General features: G+C 61.0%; 19 protein-coding genes. 6 read left to right on the forward strand and 13 right to left on the reverse strand.

Going from position 1 to position 14,684, the window contains the following annotated elements:
• Positions 1-310: 310 nt before the first annotated feature.
• The 5 genes from BLW21_RS11220 to BLW21_RS11240 form a co-directional block, all read right to left on the reverse strand.
• Positions 311-1,648: a M56 family metallopeptidase gene (locus BLW21_RS11220; protein ID WP_092740014.1), complete on the reverse strand. Its 1,338-nt coding sequence runs from the start codon at positions 1,646-1,648 to the stop codon at positions 311-313.
• On the reverse strand, positions 1,645-2,010 hold the full coding sequence (locus tag BLW21_RS11225) for a BlaI/MecI/CopY family transcriptional regulator (RefSeq protein ID WP_092740016.1): 366 nt from the start codon (positions 2,008-2,010) through the stop codon (positions 1,645-1,647). Before BLW21_RS11225 ends, BLW21_RS11220 begins: the two co-directional genes overlap by 4 nt.
• A 163-nt stretch (positions 2,011-2,173) precedes the next feature.
• Positions 2,174-3,757 carry an OmpA family protein gene (locus BLW21_RS22055; RefSeq protein ID WP_092740018.1) on the reverse strand — a complete coding sequence of 528 codons (1,584 nt, stop codon included), beginning with the start codon at positions 3,755-3,757 and terminating at the stop codon, positions 2,174-2,176.
• Between the two features lie 188 nt (positions 3,758-3,945).
• Positions 3,946-4,272: a chaperone modulator CbpM gene (locus BLW21_RS11235; RefSeq protein ID WP_092740020.1), complete on the reverse strand. Its 327-nt coding sequence runs from the start codon at positions 4,270-4,272 to the stop codon at positions 3,946-3,948.
• A 112-nt stretch (positions 4,273-4,384) separates the two neighbouring features.
• Positions 4,385-5,299 carry a DnaJ C-terminal domain-containing protein gene (locus BLW21_RS11240; RefSeq protein ID WP_092740022.1) on the reverse strand — a complete coding sequence of 305 codons (915 nt, stop codon included), beginning with the start codon at positions 5,297-5,299 and terminating at the stop codon, positions 4,385-4,387.
• A 153-nt stretch (positions 5,300-5,452) separates the two neighbouring features.
• Between BLW21_RS11240 and BLW21_RS11245 the strand changes: the two genes are divergently transcribed.
• Complete coding sequence (locus tag BLW21_RS11245; RefSeq protein ID WP_092740024.1) at positions 5,453-5,860, forward strand: DUF6799 domain-containing protein; 408 nt, start codon at positions 5,453-5,455, stop codon at positions 5,858-5,860.
• A gap of 170 nt (positions 5,861-6,030) precedes the next feature.
• On the opposite strand, the gene BLW21_RS11250 is transcribed toward BLW21_RS11245, so the two are convergent.
• The 3 genes from BLW21_RS11250 to BLW21_RS11260 are packed head-to-tail and all read right to left on the reverse strand — an operon-like array spanning position 6,031 to position 7,502.
• A complete protein-coding gene (locus tag BLW21_RS11250) occupies positions 6,031-6,222 on the reverse strand; it encodes a hypothetical protein (RefSeq protein WP_092740026.1) in 192 nt (63 codons plus the stop codon).
• 30 nt (positions 6,223-6,252) lie between these two features.
• A complete protein-coding gene (locus BLW21_RS11255; RefSeq protein ID WP_092740028.1) occupies positions 6,253-6,627 on the reverse strand; it encodes a septal ring lytic transglycosylase RlpA family protein in 375 nt (124 codons plus the stop codon).
• A gap of 41 nt (positions 6,628-6,668) precedes the next feature.
• Positions 6,669-7,502: a glycoside hydrolase family 25 protein gene (locus BLW21_RS11260; RefSeq protein ID WP_092740030.1), complete on the reverse strand. Its 834-nt coding sequence runs from the start codon at positions 7,500-7,502 to the stop codon at positions 6,669-6,671.
• Positions 7,503-7,633: 131 nt separating this feature from the next.
• Between BLW21_RS11260 and BLW21_RS11265 the strand changes: the two genes are divergently transcribed.
• Together BLW21_RS11265 and BLW21_RS11270 are read left to right on the forward strand one after the other, a co-directional pair.
• Positions 7,634-7,915 carry a VF530 family DNA-binding protein gene (locus tag BLW21_RS11265; RefSeq protein ID WP_092740032.1) on the forward strand — a complete coding sequence of 94 codons (282 nt, stop codon included), beginning with the start codon at positions 7,634-7,636 and terminating at the stop codon, positions 7,913-7,915.
• A gap of 248 nt (positions 7,916-8,163) precedes the next feature.
• Positions 8,164-8,487, forward strand: a complete 324-nt coding sequence (locus tag BLW21_RS11270) for a hypothetical protein (protein ID WP_092740034.1) — start codon at positions 8,164-8,166, stop codon at positions 8,485-8,487.
• A gap of 91 nt (positions 8,488-8,578) precedes the next feature.
• On the opposite strand, the gene BLW21_RS11275 is transcribed toward BLW21_RS11270, so the two are convergent.
• On the reverse strand, positions 8,579-8,959 hold the full coding sequence (locus tag BLW21_RS11275; RefSeq protein ID WP_092740036.1) for an Hsp20/alpha crystallin family protein: 381 nt from the start codon (positions 8,957-8,959) through the stop codon (positions 8,579-8,581).
• Positions 8,960-9,191: 232 nt separating this feature from the next.
• Here BLW21_RS11275 and BLW21_RS11280 point away from each other — a divergent pair, with 232 nt between their 5' ends.
• The gene (locus BLW21_RS11280; protein WP_092740038.1) at positions 9,192-9,839 is read left to right on the forward strand and encodes an alpha/beta hydrolase; all 648 of its coding nucleotides are present in this window, start codon (positions 9,192-9,194) and stop codon (positions 9,837-9,839) included.
• 171 nt (positions 9,840-10,010) lie between these two features.
• Complete coding sequence (locus BLW21_RS11285; RefSeq protein ID WP_092740040.1) at positions 10,011-10,781, forward strand: PPK2 family polyphosphate kinase; 771 nt, start codon at positions 10,011-10,013, stop codon at positions 10,779-10,781.
• Between the two features lie 121 nt (positions 10,782-10,902).
• On the opposite strand, the gene BLW21_RS11290 is transcribed toward BLW21_RS11285, so the two are convergent.
• From BLW21_RS11290 to BLW21_RS11305, 4 genes are all read right to left on the reverse strand, one after another.
• Entirely contained in the window at positions 10,903-11,469 is a 567-nt protein-coding gene (locus BLW21_RS11290) for a GNAT family N-acetyltransferase (RefSeq protein WP_092740042.1), read from the reverse strand.
• A 90-nt stretch (positions 11,470-11,559) separates the two neighbouring features.
• A complete protein-coding gene (locus tag BLW21_RS11295; RefSeq protein WP_092740044.1) occupies positions 11,560-11,832 on the reverse strand; it encodes a phosphopantetheine-binding protein in 273 nt (90 codons plus the stop codon).
• A 38-nt stretch (positions 11,833-11,870) separates the two neighbouring features.
• Positions 11,871-12,434, reverse strand: a complete 564-nt coding sequence (locus tag BLW21_RS11300; RefSeq protein WP_092740046.1) for a biotin/lipoyl-binding protein — start codon at positions 12,432-12,434, stop codon at positions 11,871-11,873.
• Positions 12,435-12,561: 127 nt separating this feature from the next.
• The gene (locus BLW21_RS11305; protein WP_092740048.1) at positions 12,562-13,011 is read right to left on the reverse strand and encodes an Rrf2 family transcriptional regulator; all 450 of its coding nucleotides are present in this window, start codon (positions 13,009-13,011) and stop codon (positions 12,562-12,564) included.
• Positions 13,012-13,319: 308 nt separating this feature from the next.
• On the opposite strand from BLW21_RS11305, the gene BLW21_RS11310 reads away from it, so the two are divergent.
• Positions 13,320-14,645: a WD40 repeat domain-containing protein gene (locus tag BLW21_RS11310; RefSeq protein WP_092740050.1), complete on the forward strand. Its 1,326-nt coding sequence runs from the start codon at positions 13,320-13,322 to the stop codon at positions 14,643-14,645.
• Positions 14,646-14,684: the final 39 nt, after the last annotated feature.

The following is a 14,684-nucleotide window of genomic DNA, read 5'->3' on the forward strand; positions in this document are numbered from 1 at the left end:
ACCAACAAGATACAGATACCGCCGGGCTGGTTGCATATGACAACCGACCCGGCGGTATAAACTCCTGAAGGCAGGCTTTATTTTGTACGGTCCTTAATCAGTACGAAAATCGAGCCCTTTTGGACGCTCTCCCCTATTTTGTGCTACCGGGTCGGCGTATGAACGGCTTCTGCGGTTACAAGGGCATCACTTCTACGTTATCTAGCGGCGGCGGCGGCCTCGACTGCGTTTGGGCCAGACAGCGTAATCAGGACAGTATTGTATGTGTGATGGACCATAAAACAGGGGGCTGTGAAAGCAATGTGTAGTGCTATTTCGTCTGAATCAGGACAGCGCCCTTTGCTCCTTTCTCGCCATACTTTTTGGCAGCCTGCTCGGGGCTCATGACAAATACACTCTTCAACTGACCGGCCGCGACCTTCGATTTCTCGGCCGCCACTTCCTTCTCATTCATGATCAGCAGCCGGCCCTGTAATTCGTCTGCCGTCAGACCCTGACCAGCTACTATCTTTTCAGCCAGCACTTTATCAGCCGGATCCTGCTGGCTGTATGTAATATTATATTTCTTGTTGAAGGCTTCCAGCACGGCTGGATTAGCAGGTACTTTTGTGAGGATGAGGATGATGCCCCGCTCGCCCACTACACCAAAGTCCCGTTCGAAGGCTGCTTCATTAAAGCCGGGGCGATACTTGCGGCCCTTTAGAACATTCATACTCGCAATGGCAGCAGGGTCCAGTTGGTTGATGGCCGCATACGCTACCGGGGCGCCGTCAACGAAGTAGAGCCCGTTTTCGGGGCTGCTGGCGTTCTGGGCTTGGCTAACTGCCACGCTGGGTTCGGGGTAAGCACGCTTCTCGCAGCTCCCAAGCGATAATGCCCCAACCAAGGGCAGCAGCAGGAGGTAGCGGACAGCCAGCGGGCGGGCAGAGCGGGGGCGGTTCATCATGGCAATGCGGTTTTTAAGGAGATGAAAGTTGAAATGACACACTAAATCGTTGGCCGGACCGCGCCCGATACTCTGGTGCAGCAACGCATACTGGTACGACTTGGCCTCGTGCGGACGGGCTTGCAACACCTGGTAATCGGCCTGAAACTCCAGGTTTTCGTGCAGGGCCCGGCGTAGCAGCCAGCCCCCCGGGTTGAACCAGTAGAACACTAGGCTCAGTTGGGCCAGTAGAATATCGAGCGTGTGCCAGAGGCGCACGTGTCCATACTCGTGGGCCAGAATGGCGGGCAGCTCGCCGGGCGGGTGCCGGGCAGGGTTCAGGTACACCGTCTGCCAGAAGGCGAAGGGCATCACTGGCCCGCTCAGGCTCCGGAAGGGCTGGCCGTGCAGCTGCTGGGGGCGGGAACGGCGGTGTAGGCGCCGCACGGCCAGCAGCTGCATCAGCAGCCGCGACCCAAACACCGCTACGCCGGTCCAGTAAGCCACTAGCAGCCAGCTGGTAGCGGCCGGAGCTACCGCTACAGGCGGCAGGGCCAACGCGGGCCACTCGATGGGCAGGCGCAGCAGCTCAGCCGGACGCGGTGCGGCACGGGCCAGCCCGAAAAACGTGAGCCGCCGCAACCCCAGGTAGTAGATGCCGCAGAACAGCACCAGGGCCCCATTCACCTTCAGCAGGTAGGGCAACAGCTCGGGCGTGCTCATTTCGGCGGGCCGTTTTCAATAAGGCGCACAATTTCTTTCAGCTCCTCGGCACTGATTTTCTGCTCTTGGGCGAAGAAGGAAACCAGCTCTTTGTAGGAGTTGCGGAAGTAGTCGCCCACGAAGGTGCCCAGAAACCGCTTGCGGTACTCTTCGGCTTCGATGGCGGGTGTGAAGCGGAAGGTATTGCCCAGCTTCTCGGCACTGAGGTAGCCTTTGCGCTCCAAGTTGCGCACCGTAGAAGCCAGCGTGGTGTAGGGCGGTTGCGGCTCAGGAAGCTGCGCCAGCACGTCCTTGATAAAGCCGCCGCGCAACTCCCAGAATATGCGCATGGCGTCCTCCTCGGGTTGGGTAAGTCGTTCCATATGAGATGCTATGATTGTTTCGTAATTCTACGAACAGTTCGTAACACTTGCTATATTCCAGATAGAATATTTTTTTTATGGGCGCTCAAAACCACCCCAGAGCACATAAAAAAAGCAGCCCGCTCAACTGAGCGGGCTGCTTTTTACTTTACCTGAGCCGGAATTACTTGCGGCGCGGGGCAGGCTTACGAACCGGAGCCTTCTTCACCGGAGCCTTGGGAGCCACGGCCGGAGCCTCCATCATTTCGGGAGCAGGACCGTACTTCTCCACGGCTGGATTTGGGTCGCCGGGCAGGTACACATCGAACTCGACGCGACGGTTGAGGGCGCGGCCGGCATCGGTGCTGTTGCTGGCAATCGGCTTCGATTCGCCGTAGCCTTTCGACACGATGCGGTCAGCGGGTACGCCTTTGCTGAGCATGTAAGCACGGGCCGAAGCAGCGCGCTCATCCGACAGACGCAGGTTGTAATTATCCTCACCCTTGCTATCGGCGTGGGCCGAAATGCTCAGGTTGTAGTCGGGGTAGTCCTGCATGATTTTCGACAGGGCATCGAGGGTCGAGTACGACGAAGGCTTAAGAGCGGCCTTGTTGAACTCGAACTGGATGAACTTAGTAGCTTCTTCCAGACGCTTCTTCTCCTCTACCTTCATCTCGGGGCAGCCTTTGTTGGAGGCAGGGCCCGGACGGGTTGGGCAACGGTCGAGGTAGTCAGCTACACCGTCACCGTCGCCGTCGAGCGGGCAACCGGTGGCATCTACCTGCACGCCGGCCGGAGTATCGGGGCACTTATCGTTCTGGTCAATTACGCCATCATTATCGGCATCGGGGCAACCCTGCAGGGCCGCTTTGCCAGGAGTATCAGGACACTTGTCCTCACTGTCACGTACACCATCGCCGTCACGGTCGGGGCAGCCTTCCAGGGCGGCTACACCGGCTTCCGTCGGACACTTATCGAGGTAATCCGGAACGCCATCCTTGTCGCCGTCAAGCGGGCAGCCGTTCATGTCCACGGCCACGCCGGCCGGGGTGCCGGGGCACTTGTCCTTCTTGTCGGCCACACCATCGCCGTCCTCGTCAGCCATCTTGCCGAGGTTGAAGCTCAGGCCCAGCTTGTGCTGCAGGTACCGGTCGTTCTTCTTCCCAACGTTGGTAATGCCGTCAATCTGGTCGGTGAGCGGGTAGTGCTGGCCGGTCTGAATGAAGATGCCGAAAGCCTCCGAGAAGTTGAACTTGATACCGGCTGCGGCAGCAATGTCGAACGCGTACACGTCCGAGTTGCCGACAACCTTGTCGTTGATGTCGTACAGATCGGGGCTGGCGAAGAATACGCCGGGCTGTACCACCAAGTAAGGCGCGATGAACGCATCCTCCTTCAGCGCCCAGCCGTTGTTGAGCTTCAGCTTGATCGGAACGCCCACGTTCACCACGTTGGCATCAAAGCGCCGGATAGGAAACTGGGTGTTCTTTGGATAGTCGGCCGAGAACTTCATGTCGCCGTAGCTCAGGTCCAGACCGATGTCGAGGCCCGGAGCAATGTAGCGGCTTACCGTCAGACCAAGGCCGTACTCTACCTTGTCGTGCTTGAACCACTCCGACCCCAGGTCGCCGTGGTACTGCAGCCAGTTGTAGTAGACACTGATGTTGGTTTTACGGTCGGAAGTTTGGGCTTGGGATACTTGCGGAGCCAGCGTACAGGCCGCTATACCCAGCGCCAACACCTTGGAAAGGGGAATGCGTGGAAGCATATAGAGAGGGAAAAGTGACGGGAGAGCACTCTGCGGACGCAGAATGGTTTTCTATACTTGGCTAAGAGATAAAAAGTTGCCTGTACATAAAGGAGCTTGCAGGCAATAAAAAGCCGCTGTATAACCGGCTATTGGTCAATTCGCACTATCTGGTTCGGGCTACCGATCGGGGAAACAGACCACCACTGCTACTCGAAGTCGAGCACGGGCCCCAGGCCCCCCAGAAAGTTTTCCAGCTGCCGTACCCGGGCCCGCTGCCGGCGCACCTCCAGCTGCAGCTGCTCCAGTTGCTGGTGCATGTTCAGCACCACATCCAGACTGTCTTTGCTCAGGCCCAGCTCCTGATGCAGGCGGGCCAGCCGGGCAACGCGCTCGGGCTCCTCGCGCAGCGCGTTGGGCACATCGGGGGCCGGGTGCAACAGCCCCAGCTGTACAAATTCGCGCACTTCGGCTTCGCTCAGCCCATAGCGCACCACGCATTCCCGAAAAGTAATCGTAATAATAGCCGCTTCCATGGTTTTCCTTTTACGCTGTTCGCCTTCGTTCGAAATTATTTTCTCACCTGACTTGAGCCGCTAGCCATCCACCTCAGTACCGCCGGTTTGTCCGTTTGCAAAAGCCCGACGGCTATTGATTGCGGAGCTCGGCCAGTTGGCGGATCAGCGTTTTTTCCTGCTCCGTCAGGTGCTGGGGCAGGCTGATGGAAAGGCGCAGGTACAGGTCGCCAAACTGGCCGTCCTGGCGATAAATCGGGAAACCCTTACCGCGCAGCCGCAGACGGGTACCGTTCTGAGTTTCGGGCTTGATGCTGATTTTTACGGCCCCCGACAGCGTTTCCACGGTATGCTCGCCCCCCAGCAGGGCCGTGTAGAGGTCTACCGGCACGTCCATGGTCAGGTCGTTGCCGGTGCGGGCGTGCCGGGCATCGGGCCGGATGCGCAGTGTGATGTAGAGCGAACCCGCCGGCCCACCGTTGCGGCCCGGCCCACCCTGGTCGCGCAACCGGATAACCTGCCCGTCCTCGACGCCGGGCTGAATGGTAAGGCGCAGGTTTTTACCATTGACGGTGAGTGTGCGGGGCCCACCCGTATAAGCGTCTTCCAGTGTCAGTTCTAGTTCGGCCTGGTAGTCCTGGCCGGTGCGGGGGCGGCTGCCACCCCCGCCGTTGCCGCCCATGCCCCCGAACATAGAGCCGAAAAAGTCGGAGAAGTCGGCCCCGCCAAACGGGTCGCCACCGCCGGCCGCGCCGCCCTGCTGATACTGTGACCAATCGAAGCCGCCACCGCTGCCGCCGGGACGGCCGCCCGCCTGCTGGTAGCGCTGATAGTCGGCGCCCAGCTGGTCGTACTTGCGGCGCTTTTCCGGGTCGCTGAGTACTTCGTGGGCTTCGTTAGCCTCCTTGAATTTCTGCTCGGCCGCGGCGTTATCGGGGTTCAGATCGGGATGGTACTGACGGGCCAGCTTGCGGTAGGCCTTTTTTATCTGGTCCTGCGTGGCCGTTTTTTCGACGCTCAGCGTCTTGTAATAATCTTTGTAGTCCACGGGAGAGTAGGGCGGAGGGACGGAAGGAAAACCGGCCCGAATTTGGTAGATGGCAAGCCGGTCAATACTTTAGAACGAACCCGGACCGTTACGGGTTACCGGAGAACTATTGGCCCCGGCCGTTCTTACTTTCACCTCAACAGTTCTTGCTTTATGAAATTTTTCGTCTCTCTCGCAGCCGCTCTGCTTCTGGGCGGAGCCGTTGCGGCGCAAGCCCAAACCAAGGCCGCCACCCCGCCCGCCCGCCGCGGCGTGCAGCCCAAGCCCCGCATGGTATCCAATGGTGCTACCATGAAAGACGGCTTCCTGATGAAAGACGGTAAGGTACTCGAAACGCGCGACGCCCACACCGGCGCCATCAGCACCGAGTCGGCCCTGGTAAACGGCACCAAGGTGCAACCCGATGGCACCATTATGATGGCCGACGGTACCACCGTTCGCCTCCAGGAAGGTGATTACATGTCGCTGACCGGCCGCCTGACTACCCGCGCCATGAAGGCTGAGCAGGACAGCCTCAGGCAGGTGCAGATCATGAAAGCCAAGGGCAAAAAGAAGCGGTAGGCGGGCATTGCGGCGCTATTTGCGCGCTTGCCGGGCGCTGTCCGTAAGCTCGTCACTACCTGCATGAAGGCCGTTTGGGTGGCGAAAACAGGTAGTAATACCGCAGGGGTTGATGCAGGCGTAAGCTCGAATCAACCCCTGCTTTTGTCATCTGTCATCGTTGATCGAAGCTAGTGGCTGTAATCCTGGAAGATGAGGGCTACCTCGGCCTCGTTTGGCGCTTCCACGATTTCGTTGATGACGAACTGAACCTCGTCTTCGCGCCAGCCTTCGTCTTCGGCCGCCTGAATGAAGGAGCTGAGCTGGACGAAACGGTCGGCCGCAGCGGGGGCCGTCCAGCGGATTTTTTTACGGATGCGCATAGTAGAAGGAGATGAAGCGGGCGGGCCCGGCTAACGGGCTTTGCGGATTACTTTCAGGGTTACCGGCGCCACGCCGGCGTCGATGATGTCGATTTTGCGGGCTGCCTTCTTCGAAAGGTCGATGATGCGGCCCTTGGCGTGCGGGCCCCGGTCGGTTACCACCACTTTTACTGAGCGGTGGTTGCGCGGGTTGGTTACGCGCACCTGGGTACCGAAGGGCAACGTGTTGTGGGCCGCCGTGAGCTTACCGGGCCGATACACGGTGCCGCTGGCCGTACGGCGGCCGTTAAATTTGTCGGCGTAGTATGAGGCTTTGCCCGATTCGGTAAAGGCCGTACTGCCCGCGCAACCAGCCAGCAGCAGCCCGGTTCCGCAGCACAGCCCAAGTTGGATGAAGTAGCGCATAGCAGTAAAGTTAACGGCTAAATGATAGTCTGGCCGGAGCACTACGGCCGTTTGGGCGGAATCCGCAGGGCCCGCAGCCGCTCGAAGCTACCCTGGAACACGTTGAAATCAACTGGCCCCCGGATGCCGGGCACGTACGATTCGTCGGAGTGCTGCCAGATAATCCAGCGGCTGGCCGGCAGCTTGGGCTGGTCGACTTCGTAGTGCGCCAGCCAGAGCGGATAATCGTCGAAATGGCCCGCCAGGTGGCGCTGATAGAAGCCGTAGTTGGAGTACAGAATAGGCCGCACGCCGTAGTGGCGCTCCACCAGCCGCAGCCACAGGGCCACCCCGCGCCGCATCTGGGCCACGTCGTGAAAGTTGGCGTGCTCCACGTCGAGTACGGGGGGCAGGTCGCCGGGCCCGAGCGGCACGGTGCGCGTGAACAGGCTGGCCTGCCGGGTGGCGTCGGAGTTGGGGTGGAAGTAGTGGTAGGCCCCGCGAAAGACGCCGGCCGCCCGGGCTTCGCGCCAGTTGCGCCCGAAGCGGGCGTCGCGCAACGTGCCGCCTTCGGTGGCTTTGATGAAAGCGAAGCGCACCTCGTGGCTGGCCACCCGGGGCCAGTCGATGCGCCCCTGGTAGGCCGAAACGTCGATGCCGTGCACTTCGTAGTCAGTCCGGAGCGGGGTCTTCTCGCGCCCCGTGAGCGAGCCGGCCAGCAGCGTGGCGTAGGCCCGGCGGGCGTAGCGGTTGAGCTGGGCCGCGTAGCGTCCGTAAAGTCCCAGGCCAGCCAGCAGCAGCCCGGCCAGCAGCCAGCCCAGCCACCGCCGGGTGGCACGGCGGGGTTGGGGCGAGCGGGGCGGGCGCCGCGGCGAGGAAGACGACGTAAGGGGCATATAACCGGCGGTACGTAAGTAAAGGTAACGCCCCAACCCGGCCAGTTGGTGCCCCGGCCGCCGCAAAGTCCCGATGGGTTGGGCGCAACCGCCGGTTTTTTCGCACCTTCGGCTTCTTAAATTTCTTCGCCATGTCCCAATCCCCCCCTCCCTCCGCCCACGATGCCCGCGACGAATCGGGCCGCCTGATTCGGGAGCTGCACGGGGTTACGCTGGCCCAGATTCTGGAGTATCTGGTGGCGGCCTACGGCTGGCCCGAGCTGGACAGCCGCATCCGCATCAACTGCTTTTCGACGGATCCGAGCATCAAATCCAGCCTCACCTTCCTGCGCCGCACGCCCTGGGCCCGCGCCAAAGTCGAGGAGCTGTACATCAACACCCGCACGGCAGAGCTGCGCAAGGCGAAGTCGTAGGCTGGTAGTGAAGGGGATGAAAACAATAGAACAGTCATTCTGAGCGAAGGCGCAGCCGCAGTCGAAGAATCTCTACCGCCGAAGTAATCCTGTCGTCGGGAGTTAGTTTGGCGGTAGAGATTCTTCGACTGCGGCTGCGCCTTCGCTCAGAATGACTGTTCTATTATCCCTCCTACCCTACAACCCTATACCTCTATCATCACCTTATCCCCTCCTCACCCATTCATCTCATCACCACTTCACCGCCCATGGCCGAAATCAAGCAGAAAACCGGACCACTGGCTTTTTTAGTGGGAGCCGGCCTGTTCGTGGCTTTCGAAACGGCCGCGTACTACCTGCTGCGCTTTGTTACCTCGGGCCTCGGCATTGCCGACCAACTGCAGCCCGAAAACACTATTGTGAGCAATTGGGTGAAAACGGTGGTGTTTCTGCTGCTGCACCTGACGCTGGTAGTGGTGGCGGTGCTGGTGCTCAGCAACCGGCTGCCACGCCGGCTGCGGGGCCAGCTTATGGGTTGGTTCTACCTTTCGCTGCTCGTTGGTTTCGCCTTGCTGATTCCGCTGTTCTCCTGAATTTTTGCATGAAAAAAGCCACTGCTGAGGGCAGTGGCCAGGTGATACAGGTGGGCCGGTCGGTCCCGGCGTTATGGCAATGAAAAGCGGCTTAGCGCTGCCTGATGTCGATTTCGCGCGACTCGCCGTTGGCGGCGTAGGGGATACGCACGAGCAATTCGGCACCCTCAAACACGGCATCGATGCGGCTGACGTTGAGGCCGGCCGGCAGGCTGAGCGTGCGGCTGAACAGGGGCGCGGCCAGCTTGTCATCGGGCTCGTGCCGGAACTCGGCGTACACGGTCAGGGTGCTTTCATTGAGCACGACGTGGAAGTTTTGCGGATTGACTGAGGGAAGAGCCACGCGGATAATGACGCCTTTCTCCCGCTTATCAATCCGCACCTGGGCCTGCGCGACGCCGCCACCCAGGGTGTTGAGCAGGTCGAGCTGAGGCGCGATGTTACGGATAAATTCTTTGCTGATCAGGTTCATAAGATGGGTCCTTTCTGTTGATGTGACTGACTTAATTCAAAAGTTATACCAAGGATGAACATAAGGCGCTACAAGCTTCACAATGCCATAAAGTCCGGTTGCAGGAGTATTTTTTCGCTGGTCCGGCCATTGTGTCGGGCGCAGCAGCAGGTGTGTTGCTTTCCGCAGGGCGGCGGAAAACCCAGCCGTTGCGTACACGGGTGCAGACAATCAACTTCAGCCCCTTCGCGCTATGGAGCCTAAAACCATTTCTACGGCCCGCACGGCCCGCTATATCAGCCTCGGCGAGCCGGGTGCCGATATTCAGCACGTGTTTTTCTGCCTGCACGGCGAAAGCCAGGCGCTGGCCGATTTTGCGGCCCAGCTCGTTAATTTTGATACGCCTGAACGGCTGCTGGTGTTGCCCGAGGCTCTCTCGCGCTACACTATGCCAGCCGGCCCCGCCGGAGCGCCCCTCACGGTGGCTTCCTGGTTTGCCGCCGATTCGCTGCTGCCCGACCTAGCCGATCTGACCGCCTACCTCGACGAGCTAGCCGCCGAAGTGCTGGCCCACTGCCCCGCTGGTGTGCCTGTTACGGTGCTCGGCTACGGCAGCGGCGCGGCCGCAGCCTGCCGCTGGCTGGCCGGGGGCCGCACCCACTACGACCGGCTGTTGCTCTACGCACCCGTTTTCCCGCCCTCCATCGACCGGCGCGCCACGCTCGTAGGCCTGCCCGATCGGCCCATCACCCTGATTTCGACCACGACCGAAGCCTTCACGACCGAGGCCGTGGGGGCCGGTTTGCTCCAGGACCTGCAGGACGTGGGCCTGAGCGCCCAGCACCGCTACGTATCGGAAGGCCCGCTCACGCTCGCCGCCCTGGGCACGGTAGGAAAGTAAGCGGGCGGCTGTTGGCAACCTGTTATTCAGCGCGAAGAACCTGGCCTGATTCGTTTCCATACTCACCTAAAGAACCACGCGCAGTTTTTCGACTCTGGCTTTGTGCGCCACATGCGCGAAATGACTTTTCTGTATCTAAGCGCTACCCATTAGGCCCCAAACACTACCCGCATGGCTGATTTCGACCTTACCCAACTGCCTACCCGCGCGCCCGGCAGCGTACATAAAGCGGCCACTAAGCGGGCCAACAAGAAGCTCCGGCAAGAGCTGATAGAGCTGCAGAACCGCCTGTACGCCGAGGGCCGCCACAGCGTGCTCATCATTCTGCAGGGGATGGATGCCAGCGGCAAAGACGGCCTGATCCGGCGCGTGTTCAGCGGCATAAATCCCCAGGGCGTGCGGGTGTATTCGTTCAAAGAGCCCACTGAGACCGAGCTAGCGCACGATTTCCTGTGGCGCATTCACCAGCAGACGCCCGCCCGGGGCATGATGCAGGTATTCAACCGCTCGCAGTACGAAGATGTGCTCATCACCCGCGTGGAAGGGCTGATTGACGATGCCGAGGCCCGACGGCGCTTCACGGCCATCAATAACTTTGAAAAGCTGCTCCAGCAGGCCGGCACTACGGTGCTCAAATTTTACCTGCACGTATCGGAGGAGGAGCAACACGAGCGGCTGCAGGAGCGCGTAACCGACCCCGACAAGCGGTGGAAATATGAGGCCGGCGACGAGAAAAAAGCCAGCCAGCGCCCCGCCTACCGCGCCGTGTACGAAGACGCGTTCCGTAACTGCAGCCCCGCCAGTTGCCCCTGGCACATCGTGCCCGCCGACCAGAACTGGTACAAAGCCCACGTAGTTGCCCAAACCCTGCGCGACACGCTCGTTGCCCTCGACCTGCAGTACCCAACCACCAAGAAGATTAAGGTACGGGCGAGTAAGTAGCGCTGAGCAGCAGCAACTTGCTCTTCAAAGCAACCGAAGGGCCTTAGCCAGCTGAAACGGCCGTAACAACGACTCGTTTCAACTGGCTAAGGCCCTTCGGCTTTTCCGGAAGGTGGGGTTTCTACGCCCTTTTTTCATTCTTATCCGCCGCCGTTACGTTGCGGCCGAACAGGTGTCGTCCTTCGGTGTCGGGGGCTTCGCTGATTTGCTGGAAGCCGCTGGTTTCGAGCACCCGGCGGGCGGGCGCGTTGGCGGGGTTGATGCGGGCAGTGAGGTAGCGCACCATATCGGTGTCGGCGGCGTGGCGTACAAGGCCCGCCACCAGTTCGGTGCCCAGCCCTTTGCCCTGCCAGTCGGTGACTACGGCAAACCCTATTTCGGCCGTTTCGTCAACGGGCGGACCGTGGAAGCCGGCGGTGCCAACGAGCGTGTTGGCCGCCACTTCGGCGCCGGCCCGTAGCAGGGCATACCAGCCGTACCAGCCCGCCGCCTCGCGGCCACCCGCCGTGAGCTGCTCCAGAAAATGCTGCTGCACTTCGGCATCGTACTCGGGTGGGGGCCAGTGCTCGGGCAGCTGAGCCCCAAGTAATACAGGGAAATACTGGGGCTTGGCAGTTTCGGCAATCAGCAGGGCCCGGCTGGCGGCAACCAGCGTCAGGCGGGGCGTGTAAGTAATGAGTGGAATCATGCAAAAAGATACGCAGCCGGACCGGATTAGGGTATAGCCGGGCTTTGGCTGGCAGTTGAGCGGGCAGCCGCACCGGCGGGCTGCAGAAGTTTACCGGCCGCCCGCGGCCACGGCCACCGGGGCTACACTCAGGTGCTGGTCTACGCAGTCGAGCACATTTTGCACGGTGCGCAGATCCTCCATTTCGGCGTCGGGAATTTCAATATGAAAGCGTTGCTCCAAATTGATGGCCAGCTCCACGAGGTCGATGGAGTCGAGGCCGATGTCCTGCTGCAGACGGGTGCCGGGCTGCATCACCAGCGCCGGGTTGCGGCGCTTGCGTAGCAGCATCCGCTCCACCTGATAACGAATGATATTTTCCATGGGAGAATCAAAAAGCAGAAAAACGAACTGTTGGGGCCCTACTCAACGTGGCTGAGCAGCGGCGTAGTATCGGGGGTGGGCAGCGGGGCCAGCTGCGCCACCGGCGAATCGGGCCGGAGCTGGTCGCCGGCGTGGGCGGTAGGCGCCAGCAGCAGGCCATCGGCCGGAGCCGTGACGTACACGAAGTTGAGCATGGGCACAGCCCGCGCCAGCTGCTCGCGGGTGGCGGCCAGCTGAGCCTGGGCCGCTACCAGCTGCTCGGCCGGAGCCGCCTGATTCAGCAGAGCCGCGTAGGTCTGCTGCTGCCGCTTCAGCCGGAGCTGTAACTGCTGCTGCTGCACGCTGGGCTGCTTTTGCAGCAGCTTCAGCAACAGCTGCCCGCGGCGAACCGACTGGCCCGCGTGGTAGAACACCTCGTGGACCCGGCCGCGCTGGCCCGCCAGTAGCGGCTCGCCCGCCACTGGTGCCGAAGCCGACACCAGCGGCAAGGCCACCACAGCGGAAACCGGGGCCGGTTGGGAGGGGGCGAGCCAGCGGGGCACTACGGTGCCGCCGGCCGCGAAGGCAAACAGGAGTAGTCCTGCGCCAATTGATTTTTTCATGAGCTGAAACCGGCTGGCAGACCCATAAGGGCCGGCCGCCGGCAAAAAAGACGCTTCTGCGCGAAAGCTGGCAGAAGCAAGAAGAAAAAGTAAAGAAGCTGCCCGCACCAGGGGCACCGCCGTTAGGTCAGGCCGAGCTGTGGGGGCAGCAATCGGCCAGCCGCTGATGCAGCTGCTGCTGCAGCTGGGCCACCGACACGGCCGCCAGTGCGGTGCACATGGCCTCAATGGCCGGGCCGAACATTTCTTCGAGCGTCTGCTGCATTACCCGGCCCAGGTTGCACTCCTGGTTGGGGGTGGTGCTGCCCACCTGAAACAGGTCGGACTCGGCCTGCTGCATGGCCCGGTACACGTCGAGCAGCGAAATGTCGGCCGGCGGGCGGGCCAGCAGCGTGCCGCCGCCGGTGCCGCGCTGGCTCTGCACCAGCCCGGCCGTGCGCAGGGCGCCCAGCAGCCGCCGCACCACTACCGGGTGCGTGCCGGCGCTGCCGGCCAGCACATCCGACGATACCGGCTGCCCCGGCGAGTGCGCCAGGTAAGCCAGGATGTGTGTTGCGACGGCAAAGCGGGTGTTCATACTGAAGTAAGTAACAGATTCGGTTACAAATGTACGACAGAAAATGATTGTGCGCAACCTTTGTGTTTTATCCGGCCCGAATCCAGTTTTTGGAGTAGCTCTGTTAACTCCTCTATGCTTTGTTTTTCAACCGCCACTCGCTTACGCAACGGCCACGCCTTCGGGAGGAAGGGAGCAAGAAAAGATGCGCGGTTATCTACTTCCCGAATCTTATAGGAGGACGGCTAATAGACTCACCAGCGGTATTGTATTACCCAATTACATTTGCCGGATATTTTACCCGGTTTTCCTGCCCTTACTGCGTTACGATGCTTAAAAAATCTACTCAGACTTTCCATTTTTTGATGGTGCTGCTGTGCTGGCTCGGGCTGGCACCGGCCTTGCGGGCTCAGGTGCTGGACCCCTCATTTCAGCCAACGGTACTGAAAACGCCGCTCGCTTACACTCCCCCCCAAAACGTGAACACGCTAGCCGTGCAGCCCGACGGCAAAGTTCTGGTGGCGGGGGGCTTCGACTTCGTGAACGGGGCGCTGGTCGGCAAGCTGCAGCGCCTCAACGCCGATGGCAGCACCGATGCCACCTTCAACCCCAACGGAACCGGGGCCAATGGCTATATAAACGACCTGCTGCTGCAGCCCGATGGAAAAATTCTGGTGGCCGGGGCCACATTTACCACCTTCAACGGCCAGCCGCGGGTTATGCTGGTGCGCCTGAACGCCAACGGCTCCCTCGACCCTACGTTCGCCTACAATCCGGCCCCCGACGACTACCGCACGCTAACGGCTCTGGCCCTGCAACCCGACGGGAAAATCCTGGTGGCCTCGGGGGCAACCTTTACGGGGCAGCCAGCGGGCGGCTTGGTCCGGCTGAACGCCAACGGCACCCGCGACGCCAGCTTCGACGTGGGCACGGGCCTTACCAGCGGCACCGCCCGCGCGGTACTGGTGCAGGCAGATGGCCGGATTCTGCTGGGCGGCACCTTCACGACCTTCAATGGGCAAGCGGCCCGCAACCTGGTGCGCCTGACCGCTACCGGCAGCATCGACGCCTCGTTTTCCATCGGCACCAGCGCCACACCGGGAGCCGATGGCACCGTGAACGCCCTGGCCCAGCAGCCGGATGGCAAGCTGCTTATTGCCGGTAGATTCACCAGCTTCGACGGGCAGGTTACCCGCAACCTGACGCGCCGCCTGCTGAATGGAGGGATGGATGCCAGCTTCCAGCCCAACCTCGCCGACCCCAACGAAGCCGGCACCATTCTGCGGGTTGCCGTTCAGAACAATGGCGGCATTATCGTTTCCGGGCTCTTCTCCTACTATAATGGTATCTCCCGTCACCAGTTTGTGCGCCTCGACGCTACTGGTAAACTGGACCTTAGTTTCGCGCCTATTGCCGGCCCGAATGGTGCTTGCAGTGCGCTCAGCCTAGCTCCCAACGGGGATATTCTGGTTGGAGGGGACTTCAATGAGTATAACGAGCTGCCCCAAACCGGACTGCTACGCCTGAGCGCCACCGGCCAGCATATCGCCGGCTTTGCCCCTCTGATTGAAGCCCGGGGCTCCATCAGGGAGCTGGTGACGCTGCCAAGCGGAAAGCTGCTGGTGTTTGGCGAATTCGGGAATTTCAACGGCTAGGCCCTGCCAGACAGCTACTTTTCTACCATCCGCCGACTC

Origin of the sequence: Hymenobacter psychrophilus, from assembly GCF_900107135.1 — a bacterium.
In the GTDB taxonomy this organism is placed as follows: Bacteria; Bacteroidota; Bacteroidia; order Cytophagales; family Hymenobacteraceae; genus Hymenobacter; species Hymenobacter psychrophilus.

Coding starts and splice junctions, on each gene's coding strand:
- BLW21_RS11220 (WP_092740014.1), bottom strand. CDS start 1,648: ATGAGCACGCCCGAGCTGTTGCCCTACCTGCTGAAGGTGAATGGGGCC.
- BLW21_RS11225 (WP_092740016.1), bottom strand. CDS start 2,010: ATGGAACGACTTACCCAACCCGAGGAGGACGCCATGCGCATATTCTGG.
- BLW21_RS22055 (WP_092740018.1), bottom strand. CDS start 3,757: ATGCTTCCACGCATTCCCCTTTCCAAGGTGTTGGCGCTGGGTATAGCG.
- BLW21_RS11235 (WP_092740020.1), bottom strand. CDS start 4,272: ATGGAAGCGGCTATTATTACGATTACTTTTCGGGAATGCGTGGTGCGC.
- BLW21_RS11245 (WP_092740024.1), top strand. CDS start 5,453: ATGAAATTTTTCGTCTCTCTCGCAGCCGCTCTGCTTCTGGGCGGAGCC.
- BLW21_RS11250 (WP_092740026.1), bottom strand. CDS start 6,222: ATGCGCATCCGTAAAAAAATCCGCTGGACGGCCCCCGCTGCGGCCGAC.
- BLW21_RS11255 (WP_092740028.1), bottom strand. CDS start 6,627: ATGCGCTACTTCATCCAACTTGGGCTGTGCTGCGGAACCGGGCTGCTG.
- BLW21_RS11260 (WP_092740030.1), bottom strand. CDS start 7,502: ATGCCCCTTACGTCGTCTTCCTCGCCGCGGCGCCCGCCCCGCTCGCCC.
- BLW21_RS11265 (WP_092740032.1), top strand. CDS start 7,634: ATGTCCCAATCCCCCCCTCCCTCCGCCCACGATGCCCGCGACGAATCG.
- BLW21_RS11270 (WP_092740034.1), top strand. CDS start 8,164: ATGGCCGAAATCAAGCAGAAAACCGGACCACTGGCTTTTTTAGTGGGA.
- BLW21_RS11275 (WP_092740036.1), bottom strand. CDS start 8,959: ATGAACCTGATCAGCAAAGAATTTATCCGTAACATCGCGCCTCAGCTC.
- BLW21_RS11280 (WP_092740038.1), top strand. CDS start 9,192: ATGGAGCCTAAAACCATTTCTACGGCCCGCACGGCCCGCTATATCAGC.
- BLW21_RS11285 (WP_092740040.1), top strand. CDS start 10,011: ATGGCTGATTTCGACCTTACCCAACTGCCTACCCGCGCGCCCGGCAGC.
- BLW21_RS11290 (WP_092740042.1), bottom strand. CDS start 11,469: ATGATTCCACTCATTACTTACACGCCCCGCCTGACGCTGGTTGCCGCC.
- BLW21_RS11295 (WP_092740044.1), bottom strand. CDS start 11,832: ATGGAAAATATCATTCGTTATCAGGTGGAGCGGATGCTGCTACGCAAG.
- BLW21_RS11300 (WP_092740046.1), bottom strand. CDS start 12,434: ATGAAAAAATCAATTGGCGCAGGACTACTCCTGTTTGCCTTCGCGGCC.
- BLW21_RS11305 (WP_092740048.1), bottom strand. CDS start 13,011: ATGAACACCCGCTTTGCCGTCGCAACACACATCCTGGCTTACCTGGCG.
- BLW21_RS11310 (WP_092740050.1), top strand. CDS start 13,320: ATGCTTAAAAAATCTACTCAGACTTTCCATTTTTTGATGGTGCTGCTG.